Source organism: Flavobacterium facile, from assembly GCF_036321945.1.
In the GTDB taxonomy this organism is placed as follows: Bacteria; Bacteroidota; Bacteroidia; order Flavobacteriales; family Flavobacteriaceae; genus Flavobacterium; species Flavobacterium facile.
On the sequence record NZ_JAZAYT010000026.1, the window covers coordinates 63025 to 83923 of the forward strand.

20 protein-coding genes are annotated in these 20899 nt (G+C 29.6%); 6 read left to right on the forward strand and 14 right to left on the reverse strand.

What is annotated here, in order from left to right; translation table 11 throughout:
* The first annotated feature begins 53 nt into the window (after nt 1-53).
* The 3 genes from UEQ13_RS02090 to UEQ13_RS02100 are packed head-to-tail and all read left to right on the forward strand — an operon-like array spanning nt 54 to nt 5083.
* Entirely contained in the window at nt 54-1391 is a 1338-nt protein-coding gene (locus tag UEQ13_RS02090; protein WP_329804714.1) for an AAA family ATPase, read from the forward strand.
* Nucleotides 1388-2296 carry a DUF4435 domain-containing protein gene (locus UEQ13_RS02095; protein ID WP_329804716.1) on the forward strand — a complete coding sequence of 303 codons (909 nt, stop codon included), beginning with the start codon at nt 1388-1390 and terminating at the stop codon, nt 2294-2296. The genes UEQ13_RS02090 and UEQ13_RS02095 overlap by 4 nt, the downstream gene beginning before the upstream one ends.
* Before the next feature lie 48 nt (nt 2297-2344).
* Nucleotides 2345-5083 carry a DNA gyrase/topoisomerase IV subunit A gene (locus UEQ13_RS02100; RefSeq protein WP_329804718.1) on the forward strand — a complete coding sequence of 913 codons (2739 nt, stop codon included), beginning with the start codon at nt 2345-2347 and terminating at the stop codon, nt 5081-5083.
* Between the two features lie 47 nt (nt 5084-5130).
* Here the strand turns inward: UEQ13_RS02100 and UEQ13_RS02105 are convergent, their stop codons facing one another.
* The 6 genes from UEQ13_RS02105 to murQ form a co-directional block, all read right to left on the reverse strand.
* Nucleotides 5131-6003, reverse strand: a complete 873-nt coding sequence (locus UEQ13_RS02105) for a T9SS type A sorting domain-containing protein (RefSeq protein ID WP_329804720.1) — start codon at nt 6001-6003, stop codon at nt 5131-5133.
* Between the two features lie 323 nt (nt 6004-6326).
* Nucleotides 6327-7184, reverse strand: a complete 858-nt coding sequence (locus UEQ13_RS02110) for a TerC family protein (RefSeq protein ID WP_329804721.1) — start codon at nt 7182-7184, stop codon at nt 6327-6329.
* Nucleotides 7185-7232: 48 nt separating this feature from the next.
* Nucleotides 7233-7598: a DNA topoisomerase IV gene (locus UEQ13_RS02115; protein WP_329804722.1), complete on the reverse strand. Its 366-nt coding sequence runs from the start codon at nt 7596-7598 to the stop codon at nt 7233-7235.
* A 33-nt stretch (nt 7599-7631) separates the two neighbouring features.
* The gene (locus tag UEQ13_RS02120; RefSeq protein WP_329804723.1) at nt 7632-7853 is read right to left on the reverse strand and encodes a DUF6095 family protein; all 222 of its coding nucleotides are present in this window, start codon (nt 7851-7853) and stop codon (nt 7632-7634) included.
* Between the two features lies 1 nt (nt 7854).
* The gene (locus UEQ13_RS02125) at nt 7855-8412 is read right to left on the reverse strand and encodes a hypothetical protein (RefSeq protein ID WP_329804724.1); all 558 of its coding nucleotides are present in this window, start codon (nt 8410-8412) and stop codon (nt 7855-7857) included.
* 95 nt (nt 8413-8507) lie between these two features.
* Nucleotides 8508-9329 carry an N-acetylmuramic acid 6-phosphate etherase gene (gene murQ / locus UEQ13_RS02130; protein ID WP_329804725.1) on the reverse strand — a complete coding sequence of 274 codons (822 nt, stop codon included), beginning with the start codon at nt 9327-9329 and terminating at the stop codon, nt 8508-8510.
* A gap of 105 nt (nt 9330-9434) precedes the next feature.
* Here murQ and UEQ13_RS02135 point away from each other — a divergent pair, with 105 nt between their 5' ends.
* Nucleotides 9435-10538, forward strand: a complete 1104-nt coding sequence (locus UEQ13_RS02135) for a glycosyltransferase (RefSeq protein ID WP_329804727.1) — start codon at nt 9435-9437, stop codon at nt 10536-10538.
* Nucleotide 10539: 1 nt separating this feature from the next.
* Nucleotides 10540-10932 carry a sugar 3,4-ketoisomerase gene (locus tag UEQ13_RS02140; protein WP_329804729.1) on the forward strand — a complete coding sequence of 131 codons (393 nt, stop codon included), beginning with the start codon at nt 10540-10542 and terminating at the stop codon, nt 10930-10932.
* A 72-nt stretch (nt 10933-11004) separates the two neighbouring features.
* Here the strand turns inward: UEQ13_RS02140 and UEQ13_RS02145 are convergent, their stop codons facing one another.
* From UEQ13_RS02145 to UEQ13_RS02165, 5 genes are all read right to left on the reverse strand, one after another.
* Nucleotides 11005-11937 (reverse strand): glycosyltransferase family 2 protein, encoded by a 933-nt coding sequence (locus UEQ13_RS02145; protein ID WP_329804730.1) that lies wholly within the window; start codon nt 11935-11937, stop codon nt 11005-11007.
* Nucleotide 11938: 1 nt separating this feature from the next.
* Nucleotides 11939-13039, reverse strand: coding sequence for a glycosyltransferase (locus UEQ13_RS02150; RefSeq protein WP_329804732.1), 1101 nt, complete (start codon nt 13037-13039; stop codon nt 11939-11941).
* A gap of 366 nt (nt 13040-13405) precedes the next feature.
* Nucleotides 13406-13774 carry a sulfite exporter TauE/SafE family protein gene (locus UEQ13_RS02155; RefSeq protein ID WP_329804733.1) on the reverse strand — a complete coding sequence of 123 codons (369 nt, stop codon included), beginning with the start codon at nt 13772-13774 and terminating at the stop codon, nt 13406-13408.
* 13 nt (nt 13775-13787) lie between these two features.
* A complete protein-coding gene (locus UEQ13_RS02160; RefSeq protein ID WP_329804735.1) occupies nt 13788-14675 on the reverse strand; it encodes a lytic transglycosylase domain-containing protein in 888 nt (295 codons plus the stop codon).
* Nucleotides 14676-14687: 12 nt separating this feature from the next.
* Nucleotides 14688-15347, reverse strand: a complete 660-nt coding sequence (locus tag UEQ13_RS02165) for an alpha/beta hydrolase family protein (protein WP_329804737.1) — start codon at nt 15345-15347, stop codon at nt 14688-14690.
* Nucleotides 15348-15550: 203 nt separating this feature from the next.
* On the opposite strand from UEQ13_RS02165, the gene UEQ13_RS02170 reads away from it, so the two are divergent.
* Complete coding sequence (locus UEQ13_RS02170) at nt 15551-15841, forward strand: N-acetyltransferase (protein ID WP_329804738.1); 291 nt, start codon at nt 15551-15553, stop codon at nt 15839-15841.
* Nucleotides 15842-15920: 79 nt separating this feature from the next.
* Here UEQ13_RS02170 and UEQ13_RS02175 read toward each other — a convergent pair whose 3' ends face one another.
* The 3 genes from UEQ13_RS02175 to UEQ13_RS02185 all read right to left on the reverse strand — a co-directional run.
* Nucleotides 15921-17831 (reverse strand): OmpA family protein, encoded by a 1911-nt coding sequence (locus tag UEQ13_RS02175; protein WP_329804740.1) that lies wholly within the window; start codon nt 17829-17831, stop codon nt 15921-15923.
* 11 nt (nt 17832-17842) lie between these two features.
* A complete protein-coding gene (locus UEQ13_RS02180) occupies nt 17843-18748 on the reverse strand; it encodes a PorP/SprF family type IX secretion system membrane protein (protein ID WP_329804741.1) in 906 nt (301 codons plus the stop codon).
* Between the two features lie 3 nt (nt 18749-18751).
* On the reverse strand, nt 18752-20899 hold a 2148-nt coding region (locus UEQ13_RS02185), incomplete at its 5' end, for a gliding motility-associated C-terminal domain-containing protein (RefSeq protein ID WP_329804743.1).

A 20899-nucleotide genomic window follows, 5' to 3' on the forward strand; every position in this document is an offset into this window, starting at 1 on the left:
AAATTATAACAGAATAAGTAATTTTATATTTTTTTGTTTTAAAAAAATTAACAATGATTAAAGATAGCTATATAAAAAGTTTTAGAGTTGAAGGATTATTTGGTACAAATAATGTGAATATCTCTTTTGATGAAAATAAAAAAATTCTTATTGGTGAGAATGGGTTAGGAAAAACGCAGGTTCTAAACTTATTATATTATACATTAACAAGAAATTTTTTAAGATTAAATGATTTTAATTTCGAAAAATTAGTTATTGTATTTGAGAAAGATGAAATTGAAATAAGAAAAGATGAAATAAAAAAATCAATTGATAGGCTTTATAGAGAAAAGGAAGTAAAAGAATTTATAGAGGAATTTGGGTATGCTCAATTTGAGTCTTTAAGTCGAAAGTTTAGCCAAAAAAAGAGAAATACCTATGAATTAGAAAGAATGCTTGAAACTAATTCAAAATATCGAAAATATCCAATTCATAGATTATTTAGATATTTTGAAGATTTTGATAAAGAATTTAAGTTTAATTCTGTATTTAAAGAGTTTGATTTAAAAATCAAAAAAGCATTAGGTGCTTCTGAAATTATGTATTTTCCGACATATAGAAGAGTTGAAGAGGATTTGCATAATTTAGGATATAATGAAGATGAATTTTTAGAAGAAGAAGCAAATTTAATTCAGTTTGGAATGGATGATGTCCAACGAAAATTTAAACAAATTGAAAACAAAATTGATTTATTATTAAAAGAAGGATTGACTCAATTTACAAAGGATGTTTTAAATATTGTTATTGATGATAATGATTTTCAAAATAATGTGCTTGAAAAAACAAGTGAAGAAGATATTAATTTGATATTATCTAGAGTTGGTTCTTTATTATCAGAAGTTCAAAAAGAATCAATTAAGACAATTGTAATTGATAAAAAGGTAAATAATCCACTATCAATTCATTTACTTAATAAATTAGTTGAAAGTTATGAAAAGCAAAAACCTTTAGATAAGTTGATAAAAATATTTAGGGATGTTTGTAATAAATATCTTGTAAATAAAGAAATTTTTTATGATGAGAGTAATATTTCAATTTATATAAAATCTAAAATTACTGAAGAAAAAATTGATTTAAAAAATCTTTCATCTGGAGAAAAACAAATAATTTCAATTTTTTCAAGGATTTACCTTTCTTCTGAAGAAAAACGCTTTTTGGTTCTTTTTGATGAACCGGAATTATCATTAAGTATGCTTTGGCAAAAAGAATTATTGCCAGATATTGTAAATTCAAATAAATGTAATTTTTTATTGGCAGTTACACATTCTCCATTTATATTTGATAATGAATTGGATAGATATGCTGTTGGTTTAAATGAATATTTCTCACTTTCAAAAAACATCACTAAATGAGTTTAGGAGTTGAGCAAATGAGAAATAGCACTATGGAACCAGTAGTTGCTTACACTGAATTTATGAATTCGACAGCAAAATTGACAAATCATTTATTTTGTTTTTTTGAAGGAAAAGACAATCCGTATTATGTTCCTAGAATTAAAAAGCATACAACTGATTTTCATCCAATAAAATGTGGGGGAAGGTCAAAAGTATTAGAAGTTCACAATCTTATAAAAAACCAAGCTGTTTACAACAAATATAAAAAAGCCTTTTTTATTGATAAAGATTTTAATGAGACTTTATCATTGCAAAATCCACCGGTATTTGAAACTGCTTGTTATTCAATAGAAAATTTATATGTTTCTCAATCCGTTTTTAAAGAAATTTTGAGTAATGAATTTCATTTGTCAGAAACAACTAATACTTTGTTTGAAAAATATTCTAAACTGTATAAAGAAAGACAAGATGAGTTTCATTCAGCAGTTTTATTATTTAACGCTTGGTATGCTTGTTTGATAGATATTAGAAATAGTGATGGCATAAAAACAGGAGTTCAGCTTGCTGATAAAATGGACAGAGGTTTAATTCAAATTTCCATTGATGAAGTAGCCCAAAATTATAGTATTCAAGATTTGAAAGATAAGTATCCGAATGCTAGTGAAATTGATGGAGAAGTTTTAAATCAGAAAATTGAGGAATTTAAAAATTGTGATGTTTCAAAAATGTTTAGAGGCAAATACGAAATGGAATTTTTGATTAAGTTTATTGATTGCATGTTAGCTGAATCAAGATTAAATAGAGAATCGATAACATTTCCTTTTGCAAGTCCATTGACTAATCAACAAGCAATTTCAATTTTTAGTAATTATGCTGAAACTCCTGAAACTCTAGATGATTATCTTAAAGAAGTAGTTGCTTAATTAATTTATATAATTATAGTTTAAATAATATTTAAACAGTCAGCATAAATGAAAGACGAAGAAGAAAACATAAATCCAGAAGAAGAAAATACTGAAAATAACAATTCGGAAGATAATTCTATTGATGACCATCAAGAAGAAGATAATTCCGAAGAAATTATTGAAGTAGAAGCCAAAAACTTCGAAGGACAACATTTTTACGAAAACGACGAAAATCCAGAAGATACCATTACCAAAGTTACAGGAATGTACAAAGATTGGTTTTTGGACTACGCTTCGTATGTAATTTTAGAGCGTGCCGTTCCTGCGATTGAAGATGGTTTCAAACCCGTTCAACGTCGTATTATGCACTCGTTAAAAGAGTTGGATGACGGTCGTTATAACAAAGTTGCCAATGTAGTTGGTCACACGATGCAGTATCATCCTCACGGAGATGCGAGTATTGGTGATGCGATGGTGCAAATCGGGCAACGTGAATTACTAATCGATTGTCAAGGTAACTGGGGAAATATTCTAACAGGTGATAGCGCTGCAGCTTCTCGTTACATTGAAGCGCGTTTGTCAAAATTTGCTTTGGAAGTTTTATATTCTCCAAAAATTACAGATTGGGGAGTTTCTTATGATGGTCGTAGAGCAGAACCAAACAATTTACCAGTAAAATTCCCATTATTATTAGCTTCAGGAGCAGAAGGAATTGCGGTTGGATTGTCAACTAAAGTCTTGCCTCACAATTTCAATGAATTAATTGACGCCTCTATAAAAATATTAAAAGGCAAACCATTTACCATTTATCCCGATTTTCAAACGGCTGGTATTGCAGATGTTTCGAATTATAATGACGGAATGCGTGGTGGTAGAGTGCGAGTGCGAGCTAAAATTTCGCAATTAGACAAACAAACGTTAGTCATTACTCAAATTCCTTTTTCAACCAATACATCAACTTTGATTGATAGTATTCTGAAAGCCAACGAAAAAGGTAAAATAAAAATTAAAAAGATTGAAGACAATACGGCTGCTGAGGTAGAAATATTAATTCATCTTTTCCCAGGTGTTTCGCCAGATAAATCTATTGATGCGTTGTATGCTTTTACAGCTTGTGAAACTTCTGTAGCGCCTTTAGGTTGTGTAATTGAAGACAATAAACCGCTTTTTGTGGGTGTTTCTCATATGTTGAAAATTTCGACAGAAAGAACCGTTGTATTACTTCGTAAAGAATTAGAGATTGAATTAGAGGAACTAAAAACAAAATGGCATTTTTCTACTTTAGAGAAAATCTTCATTCGTGAAGAAATGTATATCGATTTCAAATTGTATTCGGATAGAGAAACGCTTTATGAATATTTATACAAGCAATTCGAACCATTCAAAAAGTCATTTGTTAGAGATATTGTAGATGAAGATTTACAGAAATTAACGCAAATTCCAATGATTCGTATTACGCGTTTCGACTCGGATAAAGCGGACGATTTTATTTCGAAATTAGAAGATCAAATGAAAGAAGTGCAACATCATTTAGACAACCTAATTGATTTTGCCATTGACTATTTCGCCAAACTAAAAGAAAAATACGGAAAAGGAAGAGAACGTCAAACGGAATTAAGAAGTTTCGATACGATTGAAGCTACGAAAGTGGTTTTACGTAATACCAAATTATATGTCAACAAAGAAGAAGGTTTCTTTGGAACAGGCTTAAAGAAAGACGAATACGTAGCCGATTGTTCAGATATCGATGATGTAATTGTTTTCCTTAGAGATGGAAGAATGATGATTGCGAAAGTGGACGATAAAAAATTCGTAGGTAAAGACATCATTCATATTGCAGTTTTCGATAAAAATGATAAGCGTACGATTTACAACATGATGTATCGCGATGGTAAAAATGGTTCTACGTTTATCAAACGTTTCAATGTTTCTGGTGTAACTCGAGATAAATTTTACGATTTAACGCAAGAAAAACCAGGTTCACAAGTACTTTATTTCTCTGCCAATCCAAATGGAGAAGCTGAGGTAGTGACGATTTTATTACGTCAAGTTGGAAGTATCAAGAAACTGAAATGGGATCAAGATTTTTCTGATATTGCTATTAAAGGTCGTGCTAGTAAAGGAAATACGGTTTCTAAATATCCAATTAAGAAAATTGAATTGAAAGAAAAAGGTATTTCTACACTTCGTCCAAGAAAAATTTGGTTCGATGAAACGGTGCATCGTTTAAATGTAGATGGAAGAGGCGAGTTGTTAGGGGAATTTAAACCTAATGATAGATTGCTTATCGCGAATCAATCCGGAAAAATAAAAACCATTATTCCAGAATTGACGACACATTTCGATGAAGACATGATTGTAATGGAAAAATGGAATCCTAAAAAACCGATTTCAGCAATTTATTACGATGGTGAAAAAGACCGTTATTTTATAAAACGTTTCTTAATCGAAAACGAAAACAAAGAAGAAATTTTCATCACGGAACACGATAAATCACAATTAGAAATCATTTCAACAGATTGGTTACCAATGGCTGAGGTGATTTATGCTAAAGTAAAAGGTGTACAAAAAGAGAATCAGATTGTGAACTTAGATGAGTTTATTGCCGTTAAAGGAATTAAAGCTTTAGGTAATCAATTAACAGTAGATAAGATTAAGCAAATCAATATGTTAGATTCGTTACCTTATGAAGAAGTTTTAGATGAACCAGAGGTTATACCTTCTGATGAAACTGATTCAAAAGACATACAAGATTTTAACATTGAACTTGATGATGACGGACAAATCACGTTGAGTTTGGAGTAAGAAAGTTTTACTATAAAAAAAGCCTCATATTTCATGAGGCTTTTTTTTTATAACTTAACTATTTTAAAATTGAGAGATGCATCTAACCAATTTATTTTTACGAAATAGATTCCTGATTCAAAACCTGAGAAATCTATATTGGATGTGTTTTCATTTGTAATTCTCAATACTTTTCCAGTCAAATCTAAAATTTCAACACTTTGATAATCTGAGTATAAAGTAGAAATAGTTAAGTTGTTTTGTACTGGATTAGGATATAGTTTAATATTCTTTTTAGAAAGAAAATTCTCTGAAGTTAAAATTAGAGTATTGTCTAAATAATCAGGAATTCCATTGGTGTTTGTGTCATCATCTAATGGTGATCCGTTAAGGTTGTAGTCTTCATTGATAGTTAAAACACCATCGCCATCATCATCATTATCTAGGAAATTAAAAATTCCGTCTGAATCGGTGTCTTCATTATTTAGTATGGAATTATTATTTAAATCTTCAAATTCATTTAATACAGAATCATTGTCATCATCAAGATCAGGATTAACGGTTTTTAAAATTATATTAGAAAAATTATTATCTAAAGTTTCTTGGTCATAACTGACACCTGTTCCACTATAAACTAATTTTAAATTACAATACTGAGAAGAATTTACTTGATTTATATAAGTATTTCCAATAACATTCGTATTATTAATGTAATCTGTATAACTTGGAAATAAGGAAAGATTGTATCCAGAAAGATTAAAACCCATCGTTAAAGCTTTATTGTACATATAGTTATTGATATAATAATTAATGTCGAATGTAGTAAAACCATCATTATCATTGTCAATTACAAAATAATAGTTAACGCCAGGAGGAGTTGGTTGCCCCATTACATTATTAAGCGAAAATAGCAATACCAGTATTGTAGTTATTTTTTTCATTTTTTAGGTTTTAAAATGTAATAAATAATAAGTTAAAATTAGAAAAGAAGGCTTTTAGAAATGGTTTTAATCTATATTTCTCATAGTTGCGATAATTTATGATTAAATAAAAAAATATAAATTCTGTTAGAAATGGGTTAATGAATTATTTAATGTGAATTTACTCAAGTTTTATTTGTTATTATTACGGTACTTCCGTAAATTTTGTTAATATTTAGTGTTGTTTATTGGCAAAAAAAGTCCCGAAATAATTTTCGGGACTGCATAATTGTAAAAAAAAAAGCCTCATAAAGTATGAGGCTTTTTTTATGATAAAATGTTTTTTAATTTGTTACATCAGAATCTTCTAATTTCTTATCCATAATTTTACTATTGTGTAAAACCACTGGTTTTTTGCTGTTTTTCTTCATTTTCAGATTTAAAAACTCTACAAATAGTGAGAAGAAAATAGAGAAATATAAATACCCTTTCGGAATACTGTGTACTTCTTCACCACCAAAGAATTTAAAGTTAGCTAAGTGTGAACCTTCTGCTAATAACATTACTCCAATCAAAATTAAAAACGATAATCCTAAAATTTGAATAGTTGGGTGATTGTTTACAAATTTACTAACTGGGCCAGCAAAAATCATCATAATGATAATTGAAATGATAATTGCCATAATCATTATTTCAATCGCACCTGCAGGTCCAAAACCTACTGGTGGTTCTGCTGCACTCACTAAACCGATAGCGGTTAAAATACTATCAAATGAGAATACGATATTTAATAAGGCAATTTGTAAAATCGCCGCACCTAATGAATTACTTGCTTTTCCACTAGTTCCTTCATCTTCACCTTCTAATTTATGATGTATTTCTGAAACCGATTTATATAATAAGAATAAACCTCCACCAAAAATGATTAAACTTTGACCAGAAATGCCTCCTGATAAAAATCCCCAATCAAAATCGAAGAATGATTTTTTTAAACTCATCACCCAAGTAATTCCGAAAAGTAATATAATCCTAAAAGCCATAGCTAATAGTAATCCGATTCTTCTGGCTTTAGGTTGATCTTTTTCTTCTAGTTTTCCTGATACAATGGATAAAAATACAATGTTATCAATTCCAAGAATGATTTCTAAAAAAGTTAAGGTTAATAATGCTATCCAAGCATCTGGATTGGTTAAAATTTCCATTTAGTTTAGTTTGTTAATTTATTTTTTACTGTGATTTTACGTAGATTCTTATAGTTTTGTTACAGAACCAAATTGTTTTTTTGCATCGCCCACAAAAGAATATTCGAAATTGTATTTTAAATCTTTGGTGTTGAGTATTTTAACATGAACGGCTTTTTTTTCCGCTCTATTTTTAGGATTCACATTTTCTAAGATGTATTCGCAATCATTTATCCAACGAATAGAAAACGTATCAATAACCGAATTGTAATTTTCGACTTGAATAGAATCATTTCTTTCAAAAGAACTGGTGAATTTTTTTCCTTCCACTGTAGTTTCTGAAGTGAATTTTCCAGTTTTGAAATCCTTACAAGTTCTTTCTTGGTTGTAACAAGAAACAAGAGTTAAAGTGAGTAGTACTATTATTTTTTTCAATTATTTATTTTTTTAATATTTCGTAAATCAAAACTATTTATCAAACATACTTTTCATTATCGTGTTAATGCCTTTAAACATAAGATAAACAGCATACGCACAAATTAAAACAGCCAAAATTAGTATATAAATATACAAAGGATGTTTCTGGTTTTTAAAACTACTATTTAAGATAAAAACACCTATAAATAGAGTAGGTAAAGAACCCATTAAAAAACGAAGTCCTCTGTTTAAAACGTCTCTGTTAACTGACATATTAGAAACTTAATCGTAAACCTACACCATTTTGATTGGCTACTATATTTACATTAGCTTCAAAATTATTTTCTAATTCACTTGTCGTTTTTAATCCGTTATTATAAGATTCAATGGCTTCTTGCATTTTTTTATTTTTACCTTTTAAAACAAAAATTGAAGTTCCTGCCATACCTGCACCAATATAGGTCATTGCTGTAGGATAGTTGCTACCTTCTGTAACTATTGCTTTTACAGCATCACTCACAATTAGTACGGATCCTAGACCTAATAATAAACCACCAAAAACACTTTTGTTTTTAGCTTTGTTATATAAAGAATAGGCTTTAAAATCGTTGTCTTTTAAGTATTTCTTAATTTCATAAGACGGGATTTGCTCATTGTTAATAAACATTTTTTTGTCTTTTAATTCAATTGATTGTCCTGCTGGAATTTCTCTTGTCACAAATCGAGTTTGAGAAAAACTTACAAACGAAACTAATAATAAACTAACATAGATTAACTTTTTACTCACGCTAATTGCATTGTTTTTTTGGTGTTCATGAATCTTTGATTTCATATTTTACTTTTTTTTAATCTGAACTAGTTTCAGATTCTATTAATTAACTCTTTTTTTTACTTTTATATTTTGCCTTTTTACTTGGCTCTTATAATTTAAAACCTTTTACTATTGAAAAAATCAACTGCTTTTCTTACGCTTCCGTATTCTTCTAATAATTTAGCGCCAACTTCATAAGTAATGGGAATTTCTTCCATAATCATTCGAATTCCTCTATCGATTAATTTATCATTACTCAATTGCATATCTACCATTTTGTTTCCTTTTACTTTTCCTAAAGCAATCATAGTTGAAGTAGAAATCATATTTAAAACCAATTTCTGAGCAGTTCCGGCTTTCATTCGACTACTTCCGGTAACGAATTCTGGACCAACAATTACATCAATCGGATAATTAGCTGTTTTTGAAAGTGGACTTTCTGCATTACAACTAATACTTCCAGTAAGAATTTTATTTTCATTACATTTTTGTAATCCACCAATTACATATGGAGTTGTTCCTGAAGCGGCAATACCAATTACCACATCATTTTGAGTAATATTCCATTTTTGTAAATCTTCCCAAGCCTGTTCTTTGTTATCTTCTGCAAATTCAACAGCTTTTCTAATCGCAGTGTCACCACCAGCAATAATTCCTATAACGGTATCGAAATCAACACCAAACGTTGGCGGACATTCACTGGCATCAACAACTCCTAATCTACCAGAAGTTCCAGCGCCAATATAAAACAAACGCCCATCATTTTTCATTTTAGCAATAATTTGTTCCACTAAAGCTTCAATTTGTGGTAATGCATTTTCAACCGCAAACGGAACCGTTTTGTCTTCGGTATTGATGTTGGTTAGCAACTCTTTTACAGACATTTTTTCTAAATGTTCGTATTTTGAAGCTTGCTCGGTTGTTTTAATAAATGCCATTGTAAATTCTATTATAGTTGTCCAAATATACAAAGTATTTATAAATTTAAAGAATGACAACCATAGTTTATTGAATATTTTTATATTTGTTAAAAACTATATCTTTTGGATAAGAAAGCTGAAGTATTAAAAATTTGTTTAGTTACCGTAACACTTTCAGATGGTGGTGCCGAGCGTTGTGCTGCGTTATTATCTAACTATTTTGAGAATCAGGAAATTGAAGTCTATCATGTAGTTTTTTCAGGAAAAGTAGAATATGATTTTTCAGGAAAACTTTTCCATTTAGAACATTTAAAAGATAAAAGGAACAGTTGGTGGAGTAGAAGCAAGCGGTTTTTTGCTTTGAAAAAATTCTTCGTAAACAATCATTTCGACTATGTAATTGATTTTCGTACGAAACCACTTTTTTTACAAGAATTAATTATTCATAACTTCGTTTATCCAAAATTTATACAAACGATTCATAGTTTTAAATTGCAATCTTATATTCCAAAAAGTACTTTTTTAGCGAAAGTATTATATAGAAATTGTCAACAATTTATTACGGTTTCAAAAGGAATTAACGATAGAGTACGTTCGGAATACAATTTTATAACTTCTAAATTAATTTATAATCCAATTGATTTTAAAAATATTTCCGAAAAGGCAACTCAACCCATTTCAGACGATTTTCACTATGTTTTATCAGCTGGAAGTATGCATAAAAACGTAAAACAATTTGATAAATTAATTGCATGTTACGCGAAGTCGGTTTTGCCTTCGAAAAATATTAAATTACTTATTCTAGGTGAAGGAAAACTGAAAAACAAATGGATAAAATTAGCCGAAAGTCTGAATTTACAAGATTTAGTTATTTTTAAAGGCAATGTTAAAAATCCATTTAGATATTATAGAAACGCTTTGTTTACCATTTCTACCAGTAAATATGAAGGAATGCCAATGGTTTTATTAGAATCTTTAGCTTGTGGAACACCTATAATTTCTTGGGATTATGCTTCTGGGCCAAATGAAATAATTGACCATAAAAACAATGGATTGTTAATCGAAAATCAGAATACAGAAAAACTTATTGAAGCGATTGATCTATTTGTTTCAGATAATAATTTATATTTACACTGTAAAGAAAACGCTTTAGCTAGTGTAAAACCGTTTAGTTTAGAAACTATTGGTGCAGAATGGTTAAAGGTTTTCGAAAAACAAAGAACATAAAATGAACTACAAAATAATAGACATTCCCAAAATAAACAATACGAAAGGTAATATTGGTGTTATTGAAAATAATACAATTCCTTATGAAATTAAAAGAGTATTTTATTTGTTTGATGTTCCAAGTGGTGCCAAACGTGGTGGACATGCAAACAAAAAAACAAATCAAGTATTAATAGCGATTTCAGGAAGTTTTGACGTGGTTTTGAAAGATGGAAATTCAAAAGAAATTATTACTTTAAATCGTCCAGATAAAGGTTTACTGATTGAAAATAACATTTGGCGTGAATTAGAAAATTTTTCTTCAGGTTCAGTATGTTTGGTTTTAGCTTCAGAGGAATTTTCGGAAGAGGATTATATTAGAAGCTACAAGGAATATTTGAGTTTTGTGAAATAATAAGACTCCAAGTTTTTTTGCCACGAAGACAAAAAGGCACGAAGTTTTTTTGCATCAGTTCGTTATTGAAAACTAATACGTACTAGGTTTTATTCCTAATTTCAATAAAAACAACTTTACTTTATCTAAAAAATTTAAAACAAAACTTGGTACTTTTAAAAGTAAATTTTGTTTCCAATTAAGATTATTCGAATCTATATTTGCAATCATTTTTTTCCAACGCAAATCGTTGTTTTTCTTTAAGCGTTTGCCTAAAACATAACGTTCAAAATCGAGATATTTCTTTAAATCGGAATTGGTTTTTGCCCAATCTTCATAGTTGTCATAATCCGGAATTGTTTTGTTTACAATTGAACTTCTTGTCAATTGATTATCAGTTTGCATGAAATAACTCATTTGCACTGAATTATCATAAGCTAATTTGAAGTGATAATTCGCTCTAATATTGAAATCTAAATCTTGTGATAATTGGATGTTTTCATTGTAAAACCCAACCTTTTCATACACTTCTTTATGCAAACAAACAGAACCATGATTGTAAAGTCCTTGTTTCAAATTAATCTTGAAAAAGTTTACATAACCTGAAAAATTTGTTGGTAAAATTTCTGATCCATTGTGTGGATTTTTTATTGTTTTATCCCAAATTTCTTCATAATTGGTTCCAAATATTCGCGCTTCAGGGAAATTTTGAATCAAATTATATGTTTTTTCTAAAAAATGAGGTTTCCATAAATCGTCAGCATCTAAAAAAGTTATGTAATTAGAATTGGCATTTTTAATTCCAGTATTTCGAGTTGCGGCTAAACCACTATTTTTTTCGTGATGAATAAGTTGCACTTTTTCGGATAAAAATTTTGAAGCAATTTCTACACTTTTATCTGTAGAGCAATCGTTTACAATCAATACTTCAAAATCAGTAAAAGTTTGATCGAGAATACTATTAATAGCATTTTCAATATATTTTTCTTTATTGTAAAGCGGAATTATTACGGTAAAAAAAGGCATCTTAATCGTTTAAAATATAATGGAACAATTCTTTCCAATTGTGTAAATCTTCACGGGTTTCAAAAGTTATTTTATTTCCTTGAAAGTTATGCTTTTCTTCCACAAAACCAGTAATTATTTTTGCTAATTCAAACGCGTTACTTTGATCAAAGAAAGATACATTTTCATAATTACCACAAGCTTCTTTCGCGTAAGCTAAATTGGCTAAAAACATAGGTTTTTTATAGGCTTTAGCTTCAGAAATGGGTAAGCCCCAAGTTTCCACTTTAGAAGGAAAGATTAAACAATCCATTGCATTATACATAGAAAGTAATTGTTTTCGTTTTACTTTTCCATAGAAATTAACATTATCTAAAAAACTATATTCTTTTACTAAAAATCGTGCATATTTTTCTTGACTATCTTTAATTGTAGTGAAGTGAAATTGTGTTTTTTCAGTAATGTTTTTTGATAGTAATTTTATGGCTTCCAAAATGATTTCATGGTTTTTGAAACTTCTCGCAAAACTTGGGTAAAAAAAGTGAACTTTATTAGGTTCAAAATGAAACTTTTCAGTGGTTATTTCCTCTACATATTGCGGAATGGCTACTTTTACATTGGAAATTTTAAAACGATTTTCAAAAACTTCTTTAATCCAATGTTGTTGCACAAAAACCGTATGATTTTTTGAGATATTTAATTTAAACAAATTGTCATATAAAAGTGAAAACACACCAATTTTATAATCAAATTTCCAATCTTTCCAAGTTGGTTTAAAAAAAGTGGTAGGATGATGACAATATACAAATTGCTTTTTAGCGATAACTCTCGGAGTCGTATCGTGCAATGAAAACCAAACGTCTGGTTTCAATTTTTTGGATAGTTTTTTGAAATAAAAATATTCGTAATAGAATCGGTACAACCAAGATTTTTTCGAATTTGGAATTTCAATTAATTGAATGTTTGAAAAATTAAATTTTGTAGCATCGTGAACCAAGGCAATTACCTCAATATTTTTGTTTTTATTGTATTCAGATAGTTCTTGCAAAACATTGTGAAGTATAGTAAAAATACCACCTTCAACCATATTTATTCCAGAGATTACAATTTTTTTCTTCTTCAATTTATTATTATTTGATACAAAAATACGAGTTATTTTTTTAATTCTCTAAAGTAGTTTTTTCGGAATGAAATGACTCTGTTTTATTGATAATTGTGCAATTTATCGAGAATTTTAAATAAATTATCGAGTTTATTTTAGTTAGTAAATTTGAATGTGTAATTTTATAATGTTATAATAATCAGCCTGATATGTCTGCTGGAAGATAAGGTTGATAAATATTTTAGATTTTTATTATCATAAGTTCATTTCACATAACCAGAATATAATAATTACATTAATGGTTTTTGACAGCACTAGTATAGCTGGAAAATGATAATTGAAAATCTAAATTAAACTCGAAACAAATTAACATTGTTTCGAGTTTTTTTATTTCTCTAAAAGCATTTTACCTGCAATAACTAATAACACTACAGCAAAAATTTTCTTAAGTACTTTCTGATCTAAAGTCAGTGCAAATTTACTACCGACAATACTTCCTAAAACAAAAAATACGGCAATTATTGCGGCATATTTTAAATTAATTTGTCCTTCTTTATAATAATTAAAAACGGCTACCGCTGTAACAGGAACAGCTAAAACCGCCAAACTTGTTCCTTGTGCTTCATGCTGGTTAAAACTAAAAAACATGACTAATAAAGGCACCATAATTATACCGCCGCCTACACCAACTAAACCGCTCAGTACGCCAGCTAAAATTCCAATTAGAATTAAAGACAATATTATTTGTATGGTCATTTTGCTTTTCATTTTAATTATTATATCCTTCTAGTGGAATTTCAATTTCATATGTTTTTTTTGTCGGGTTATCTAATTTTTTATCGCGCAACCATTGATTGTGTGTTTTTAAAATTTTATAGTTAATTCCCTGACTTATAGCAAATGTAGACAAATTTGTGATAGTAGAATCAACTTGTATGCGTTTGGTATTAATTTTTGGGTATAAAGCTTCTTTTGGAATTAAATAACCATATTTCTCCGGGTTTTTCATGATTTCTTTTAAAGCTAAGATTCTGAAAACATAACGTGCTGTTTCATCGGTTAACCATAAATTATAATAATCGGAACTTTGTTGAAAAGTAATATGATTTTGCAAACCGGTCATTCCACCATTATAAGAAGCAGCAGCAACAGTCCAATTTCCGAATTTATTTTTCGCTTTCAATAAATATTCACAAGCCGCTTGAGTTGATTTTTCAATATGATATCTTTCGTCCACTTGTTCCGTAACTTCCAATTTACTTTCTTTTGCCGTTTCAGGCATAAATTGCCAAACTCCTTTTGCACCAGAAGGCGAAATCGCATTAATTAAACCACTTTCTATTACCGCTAAATATTTGAAATCATCTGGAATACCATTTTTTGCTAAAATAGGTTCGATAATTGGAAATACTTTATTCGCTCTTTTTAATAAGATTGTTGTAGATCCATGCATATTCATATTTATTAGCATTTCTCTATCTAATCGTTCTTTTACATCTGCTAATTCTGTTGGAACTTTTTCACCACAGAAATTCATATCTAAAGGATATTCCACGTGATTTTTCTTTGGAATACTGTTATATGATGTGGAGAATATAAATAAACCACAAATTGCAAATAATCCGACTATTATTAAGGTTTTGTCTATCGTTTTCATGTTTTCTTTTTTTTATTCTAAAATAATTTTTGGTAAATTTTCATTTAGCCATTTGTATTTGGTAACAATCATAATATGTGTTCCGCCTTTTACAACGATGCAATTTTTGATATTACTTATTGGGAAAACCATATCTTCATCTCCGTGAATGTGAATTACTTTTTCATCTGGAATACTTCTTTGCCAAAGTAAAACGTTTTCAATTGCCCAATCTAAATATTTAGTTTGTTTCATAAATAAATATTTATTGTACAACTGAACTCTTTTTGCAATTAACCCTCGACCTTTTACGTATCTTGACAAGTAATTTACTTTGCTTAATAAACTTGTTGGTAATACTTTATAGAATTTTGTGGCTTTCGCTAATTTCATGTGAAGTGGTAATTCTTGATTACTTTTTACACTTGAAATAATTATCGTTTTTTTTGTTTTTACGATTTTAGACATTTCCTGAACCATAATTCCACCAAAAGAAACTCCAATTAAAACTATGTCTTCATGTTTTATTTTTTCGCACATTCTTTTGGCATAATTTTCTATAGTTTCGTTATGTTTAGGCAAAATCCATTCTAAAAAATGGGTTTCAAAAGTGGCTTCAGGTAATTTTATGTTTTCGAATATTTCAATGCTTGCGGCTAAACCTGGAACAAAATACACTTGAATTTTTGACATACTCATTTGTTTAATGCCTTAAAATTATGACTTAATTTCAATTTTACTCACTTTTTTATCTATAAAAATTCATTTTTAGTTAATATTTTTCTATGATGATGATTTTCATTCAATTAGTACTTGACTAGTCTTTGTTTTTTTCGTAAATTTGCAATACATTTTAACAAACAATTAAGATTTGTTAGTATTTAAAACAAGATTTTATGCTAGTTGAGGAAATTAAAGACAATGAATTGTTAAGACAGTTTGAAACAAAAACTGACAAAGGACTTTTGATTATTGAGTACGCTATACAAGAGCGAAAGATATTTTTGACTAAACTTTGTGCAAATGAAAATGAAGAAGAAGACAGAGTAAACGAATTTATCATTTCCGTTTTAGATATTGCCCAAGAGCGTAAATTTAAAGTGGTTCCTACAAACACAAAAATTGTTTCATTTTTTAGAAAGAATAAAAGATTTCAAGAGTTACTTCCTCCAGGAATTAAAATTTAACTTTTTTAAAATCATAAAAAATCCCAAAACTTATAAAGCTTTGGGATTTTTTTTTAAAACAAATTTAACTAACTACTATTTATTTTATTTTTACGATTATAAATTCGCTTCGTCTGTTCATCTGATGTTCGTCTTCTGTACAATTCACATCATCTGCACATTTGTTTACTAATTGAGTTTCACCATAACCTTTAGCGGTTAACCTGTTTCTAGCAATTTTGTTTTTTACAATATATTCTAGAGTTGATTTTGCTCTTCTGTCTGATAAGGCTTCGTTGTATTTATGGGTTTGACGACTATCTGTATGAGATCGAATATCAATTACCATATTAGGATATTGTTTTAAAACTTCAACAATTTTTTGTAAATGAACTTCCGCATCCGGACGAATGTTTGATTTATCTAAATCGAAGTAAATTTTACTAATATTGAAAATTTTTGCTAAATCAGTTCCTTCATCAATAGGAATTTGTTTTTTAGAAAGATAAATATTGTTTGTATTTACTTTTTCGTTTACAGCATTTGTAGTTAGTTTAATTTCTGCTGGTTCATATTCATCTTTTAAAGCACGGATATAGTATTTTTTGCCACAATCAACTGTAAATGTATAATATCCTTTATCATCAGCAGCTATTTTTTCCACTTCATTCATTTCATCATTAAATAAAATTACTGTGGCTGCTGGAATAGGTTGTTTGGTTTGTGCATCGTACACAATTCCGTCTGCTTTTTGTTTACATTGTTTTTCGTTAAAGTAATAAATGTCGTCAAAACCTTTTCCATCATCTCTATTCGAAGTAAAAAAACCAGATGTTTTATCGTAAAAAGTAGCAGCAAAATCGTCTTTCGGACTATTAATTCGTTCTCCTAAATTTTTTGGTTTTTCGAAGCTACCATCATCGTTAATTTTCGCTTTGAATAAATCTAAACCGCCTAATCCTAAATGTCCATCGGAAGCAAAATATAAATTTCCATCTTTATCAACAGAAGGAAAAGATTCTCTTCCAGTTGTATTTATCTCTGAACCTAAATTTTCTGGACTTCCAAAACTTCCATCGCTGTTTCTTTTGACTTTATAAATATCTGAATAACCTGTTGTTCCGGCCATATCTGAAGCAAAATACATTGTTTTTTCATCTAAAGATAAAGCAGGATGTGCAAAACTAGATTCGTTATTATTGAATGACAATTCGGTAATATTGTCCCATTCACCATTCATTAATGTCGCTTTGTAAATTTTTACGAAAGTACTTTTATCATCACTTTTTCCTTTTTTTCCATTAAGAAAATTGTTTCGAGTGAAATACATGGTTTGTCCATCTTTTGTGAATATAGGAGACGACTCGTTAAACTTAGTATTTACTTTTTTAGAGAAATTTCCGGAGTAGGTAAGTGTAGTGTCTTTGTTTACGGTTGCCACATAAATATCCGTAAAATTCTGACCCGTCCATTCGTGTATTTTTTTTCTTACTGCGGCTGTATCAATCGCAGATGTAAAATAGACTTTATTTCCGTAATAATAAGGACCATAATCTGAGAATTCAGAATTAATATCGGTTGGTTTAATTAGATAATCTTTAGAATTGTTTTTAATGTCCAATAAGTAAGAATCTAAATCTTTTTTACCTGACGAGTTTGAAGTTTTGTCATAGTAAATACGCATCATTTTATTGGCTTCATCATATTGACCTAAAGCTTTTAAACAATGTGAATATTTGAAATAAATTTCTGGATCAATTTCAGTATTATAAGCGATTAAGGCTTTGTAGCAATTTGCTGCTTTTTCATTTTCACCATTCAAGTAATATGAATTCCCTAATTTTTCGTAAAGTTCAGCTGATTGATATCCGTTTTGAAGTATTTTTTCATAGACTTCAATAGCATCAACATAGGCAAATGAATTAAATTCCTTATCAGCTTTATTTAGTTTAACTTGTTGTGCATGCGTTAGACATGAAACAAATAATAAGAGTACGATAATTTTTTTCATAATTCAAATATTTAGAAGAATCTAGGTGTTGAAATTTTAGTATTTTTAAAGATTTCATATCTTAAAAATATCTCATGTGAACCCGAATTATAATTTGATAATTTAGTAGTTTCTAAATCATATCCATATCCCAAAAACCAGTTGTTTGAGAATTGAAAACCAGCTAATAAACTAACGGCAGATTCTAATCGATAAGAGCCTCCAATTACAAATTTATCATTAAACATAAAATTGGCGTTTACATCTAATTGAAATGGCGCACCTTCATCAACTTTCGCTAAAAATGATGGTTTAAATTTTACAGATTGACTCAAATCGAATACATAACCAGATAATAAATAATAACTTACAGATTTTGTATTTATCGATACATCATTGGCGTTATAATATTTCGTTTTGTTAAAATTGGGTACTGAAGCACCAACATAAAACTTATCGGAATAGAAGTAAACACCTGTTCCAAAATTTGGTGAAAGTTTTCCATTTAAATTTTGAAATTCTGGGTCGTTTGCTTGAAATATAGTTAGCTTGTTCACATCTAAACTATATAAATTAGCCGTTCCTTTTATACCAAATGATAGTTTGTATTCACCATTTAAAGGTATAATGTAAGCAATATCAGCAGAAATTGCATTTTCTTGTGTTGGTCCGATATTATCATTTATAAATGAAAGTCCAACTCCAAATTTACTATCTCCAACATTTGTGTTTACTGAAGCTGTATTTGTTACAGGAGCACCATCTAAACCAACCCACTGATTTCTGTGTAATACAAACGCATTAAATGTTTCTCTAGTTCCAGCATAGGCTGGATTTATATTAATGGTATTGTACATGTATTGTGTAAATTGTGAGTCTTGTTGGCTATAACTCAAAATACCAAATAATAATAAAAGATTGTATATATAATTTTTCATAGACTAGTATTTTATGTATAAATATCCTGTTTTTTCAAAAGAGTTGTTTTGGGCATCTCTATATTTTAAAATATAAAAGTAAGTATCTCCAGGTAATTTGTCATTACCAATTGTTAATTTATTTTGAGATAGTCCATCAAAGTAAACATTGTTGTTGTCATAACCATTTGCTTTGTAAATATTTACACCCCAACGGTTATAAATTTCTACAGTGTTATTTGGATAACAAGTTATTCCATCTATCAAAAATATTTCGTTTTTACCGTCACCGTTTGGAGAAACAGCATTATAAACAGTTATATCACAAGCGGCTAAAACATCACAATCTGCAACATTTATGTAAATCTCATAAATAAATGGACAAGGATTATTTTCTACGTTTACTATATATCTAATGGTATAATAACCAAAAGCTAAGTTAGACGGGTTAAAAATACTTCCGGTAATTGCTCCATTTGTATTTACTTCAACCCAAGTTCCATTTGTTGGTAGATTATCAGGTAATAAAGTAAACAAATTAATAGTTTCATTTAAACAGATTCTGTACGGAATTGCGTCAAAAGGTTCATTAACTGAAACATTTATTGTTTGAGAAAAATTAGCTTCATTTCCGCAATTATCACTTACAGTCCAATCTCTAACAATTACATATTGATAAATAGATATAGTTGTTGTAGTTTCTGTGTAAACTATATTCGGATCAACCCCAGAACAATTATCAGCAAATTCTAAATTTGGTTTTGGAGGAATTTCAGAACAAATTGCATCTACTTCGGTACTATACGGAGTTACTAAAGTTGGAGCAGTATTGTCATATACCGAAATGGTTTGAGTATAGGTTTGATTATTTCCACAGCTATCAGTTATTGTCCAAGTTCTTAATATGGTGAATTCACCTATACAGTTACTTTCATTTTCTAAGATATTGTCATTAGAAGTAATTGTAATTTCACTACTACAAGAATCAACTCCGGTCAATTCTTGAGGAATTGGAATAGCATCACATGAAACGCTTATGTTTCCTGGTAATTCTGAAGTAAATACGGGAGCAGTTGTATCTTGAATAGTAAATGTTCCAGTTGAACTAGAGAAGTTTCCACATGCATCAGTCGCAGTGAAAGTTACTGTAACAGAACCGCTCAATCCACATAGGTCGGACAATGAACCTGAATAATTGTTAGTCCAAGTTACTCCAGAACATACATCCGAAGCAGAAGCACCGCCGTTAGAAGCTAACCAAGCGTTAAGTTGAGTTAAGTTTCCAGCTCCGTCACATTCTACAGTTTGAGAAGCAGCTTCTGTAGTTAAATTTGGATTAGTTGTATCTTGAATAGTAAATGTTCCAGTTGAACTAGAGTAGTTTCCACAAGCATCAGTTGCGGTGAAAGTTACTGTAGCAGTTCCAGTCAATCCACATAAATCGGATAAACTTCCTGAATAGTTGTTAGTCCAAGTTACTCCAGAACAAACATCCGAAGCCGAAGCGCCACCATTAGAAGCCAACCAAGCGTTAAGCTGAGTTAAATTTCCAGCGCCGTCACATTCTACAGTTTGAGAAGCAGCTTCTGTAGTTAAATTTGGATTAGTTGTATCTTGAATAGTAAATGTTCCAGTTGAACTAGAGAAGTTTCCACATGCATCAGTCGCAGTGAAAGTTACTGTAACAGAACCGCTCAATCCACATAGGTCGGACAATGAACCTGAATAATTGTTAGTCCAAGTTACTCCAGAACATACATCCGAAGCAGAAGCACCGCCGTTAGAAGCTAACCAAGCGTTAAGTTGAGTTAAGTTTCCAGCTCCGTCACATTCTACAGTTTGAGAAGCAGCTTCTGTAGTTAAATTTGGATTAGTTGTATCTTGAATAGTAAATGTTCCAGTTGAACTAGAGTAGTTTCCACAAGCATCAGTTGCGGTGAAAGTTACTGTAGCAGTTCCAGTCAATCCACATAAATCGGATAAACTTCCTGAATAGTTGTTAGTCCAAGTTACTCCAGAACAAACATCCGAAGCCGAAGCGCCACCATTAGAAGCCAACCAAGCGTTAAGCTGAGTTAAATTTCCAGCGCCGTCACATTCTACAGTTTGAGAAGCAGCTTCTGTAGTTAAATTTGGATTAGTTGTATCTTGAATAGTAAATGTTCCAGTTGA

What these genes read in the sequence shown, in the direction of transcription:
- UEQ13_RS02090 (WP_329804714.1), top strand. Translation starts at nt 54, where the DNA reads ATGATTAAAGATAGCTATATAAAAAGTTTTAGAGTTGAAGGATTATTT.
- UEQ13_RS02095 (WP_329804716.1), top strand. Translation starts at nt 1,388, where the DNA reads ATGAGTTTAGGAGTTGAGCAAATGAGAAATAGCACTATGGAACCAGTA.
- UEQ13_RS02100 (WP_329804718.1), top strand. Translation starts at nt 2,345, where the DNA reads ATGAAAGACGAAGAAGAAAACATAAATCCAGAAGAAGAAAATACTGAA.
- UEQ13_RS02105 (WP_329804720.1), bottom strand. Translation starts at nt 6,003, where the DNA reads ATGAAAAAAATAACTACAATACTGGTATTGCTATTTTCGCTTAATAAT.
- UEQ13_RS02110 (WP_329804721.1), bottom strand. Translation starts at nt 7,184, where the DNA reads ATGGAAATTTTAACCAATCCAGATGCTTGGATAGCATTATTAACCTTA.
- UEQ13_RS02120 (WP_329804723.1), bottom strand. Translation starts at nt 7,853, where the DNA reads ATGTCAGTTAACAGAGACGTTTTAAACAGAGGACTTCGTTTTTTAATG.
- UEQ13_RS02125 (WP_329804724.1), bottom strand. Translation starts at nt 8,412, where the DNA reads ATGAAATCAAAGATTCATGAACACCAAAAAAACAATGCAATTAGCGTG.
- murQ (WP_329804725.1), bottom strand. Translation starts at nt 9,329, where the DNA reads ATGGCATTTATTAAAACAACCGAGCAAGCTTCAAAATACGAACATTTA.
- UEQ13_RS02140 (WP_329804729.1), top strand. Translation starts at nt 10,540, where the DNA reads ATGAACTACAAAATAATAGACATTCCCAAAATAAACAATACGAAAGGT.
- UEQ13_RS02145 (WP_329804730.1), bottom strand. Translation starts at nt 11,937, where the DNA reads ATGCCTTTTTTTACCGTAATAATTCCGCTTTACAATAAAGAAAAATAT.
- UEQ13_RS02155 (WP_329804733.1), bottom strand. Translation starts at nt 13,774, where the DNA reads ATGACCATACAAATAATATTGTCTTTAATTCTAATTGGAATTTTAGCT.
- UEQ13_RS02160 (WP_329804735.1), bottom strand. Translation starts at nt 14,675, where the DNA reads ATGAAAACGATAGACAAAACCTTAATAATAGTCGGATTATTTGCAATT.
- UEQ13_RS02165 (WP_329804737.1), bottom strand. Translation starts at nt 15,347, where the DNA reads ATGTCAAAAATTCAAGTGTATTTTGTTCCAGGTTTAGCCGCAAGCATT.
- UEQ13_RS02170 (WP_329804738.1), top strand. Translation starts at nt 15,551, where the DNA reads ATGCTAGTTGAGGAAATTAAAGACAATGAATTGTTAAGACAGTTTGAA.
- UEQ13_RS02175 (WP_329804740.1), bottom strand. Translation starts at nt 17,831, where the DNA reads ATGAAAAAAATTATCGTACTCTTATTATTTGTTTCATGTCTAACGCAT.
- UEQ13_RS02180 (WP_329804741.1), bottom strand. Translation starts at nt 18,748, where the DNA reads ATGAAAAATTATATATACAATCTTTTATTATTATTTGGTATTTTGAGT.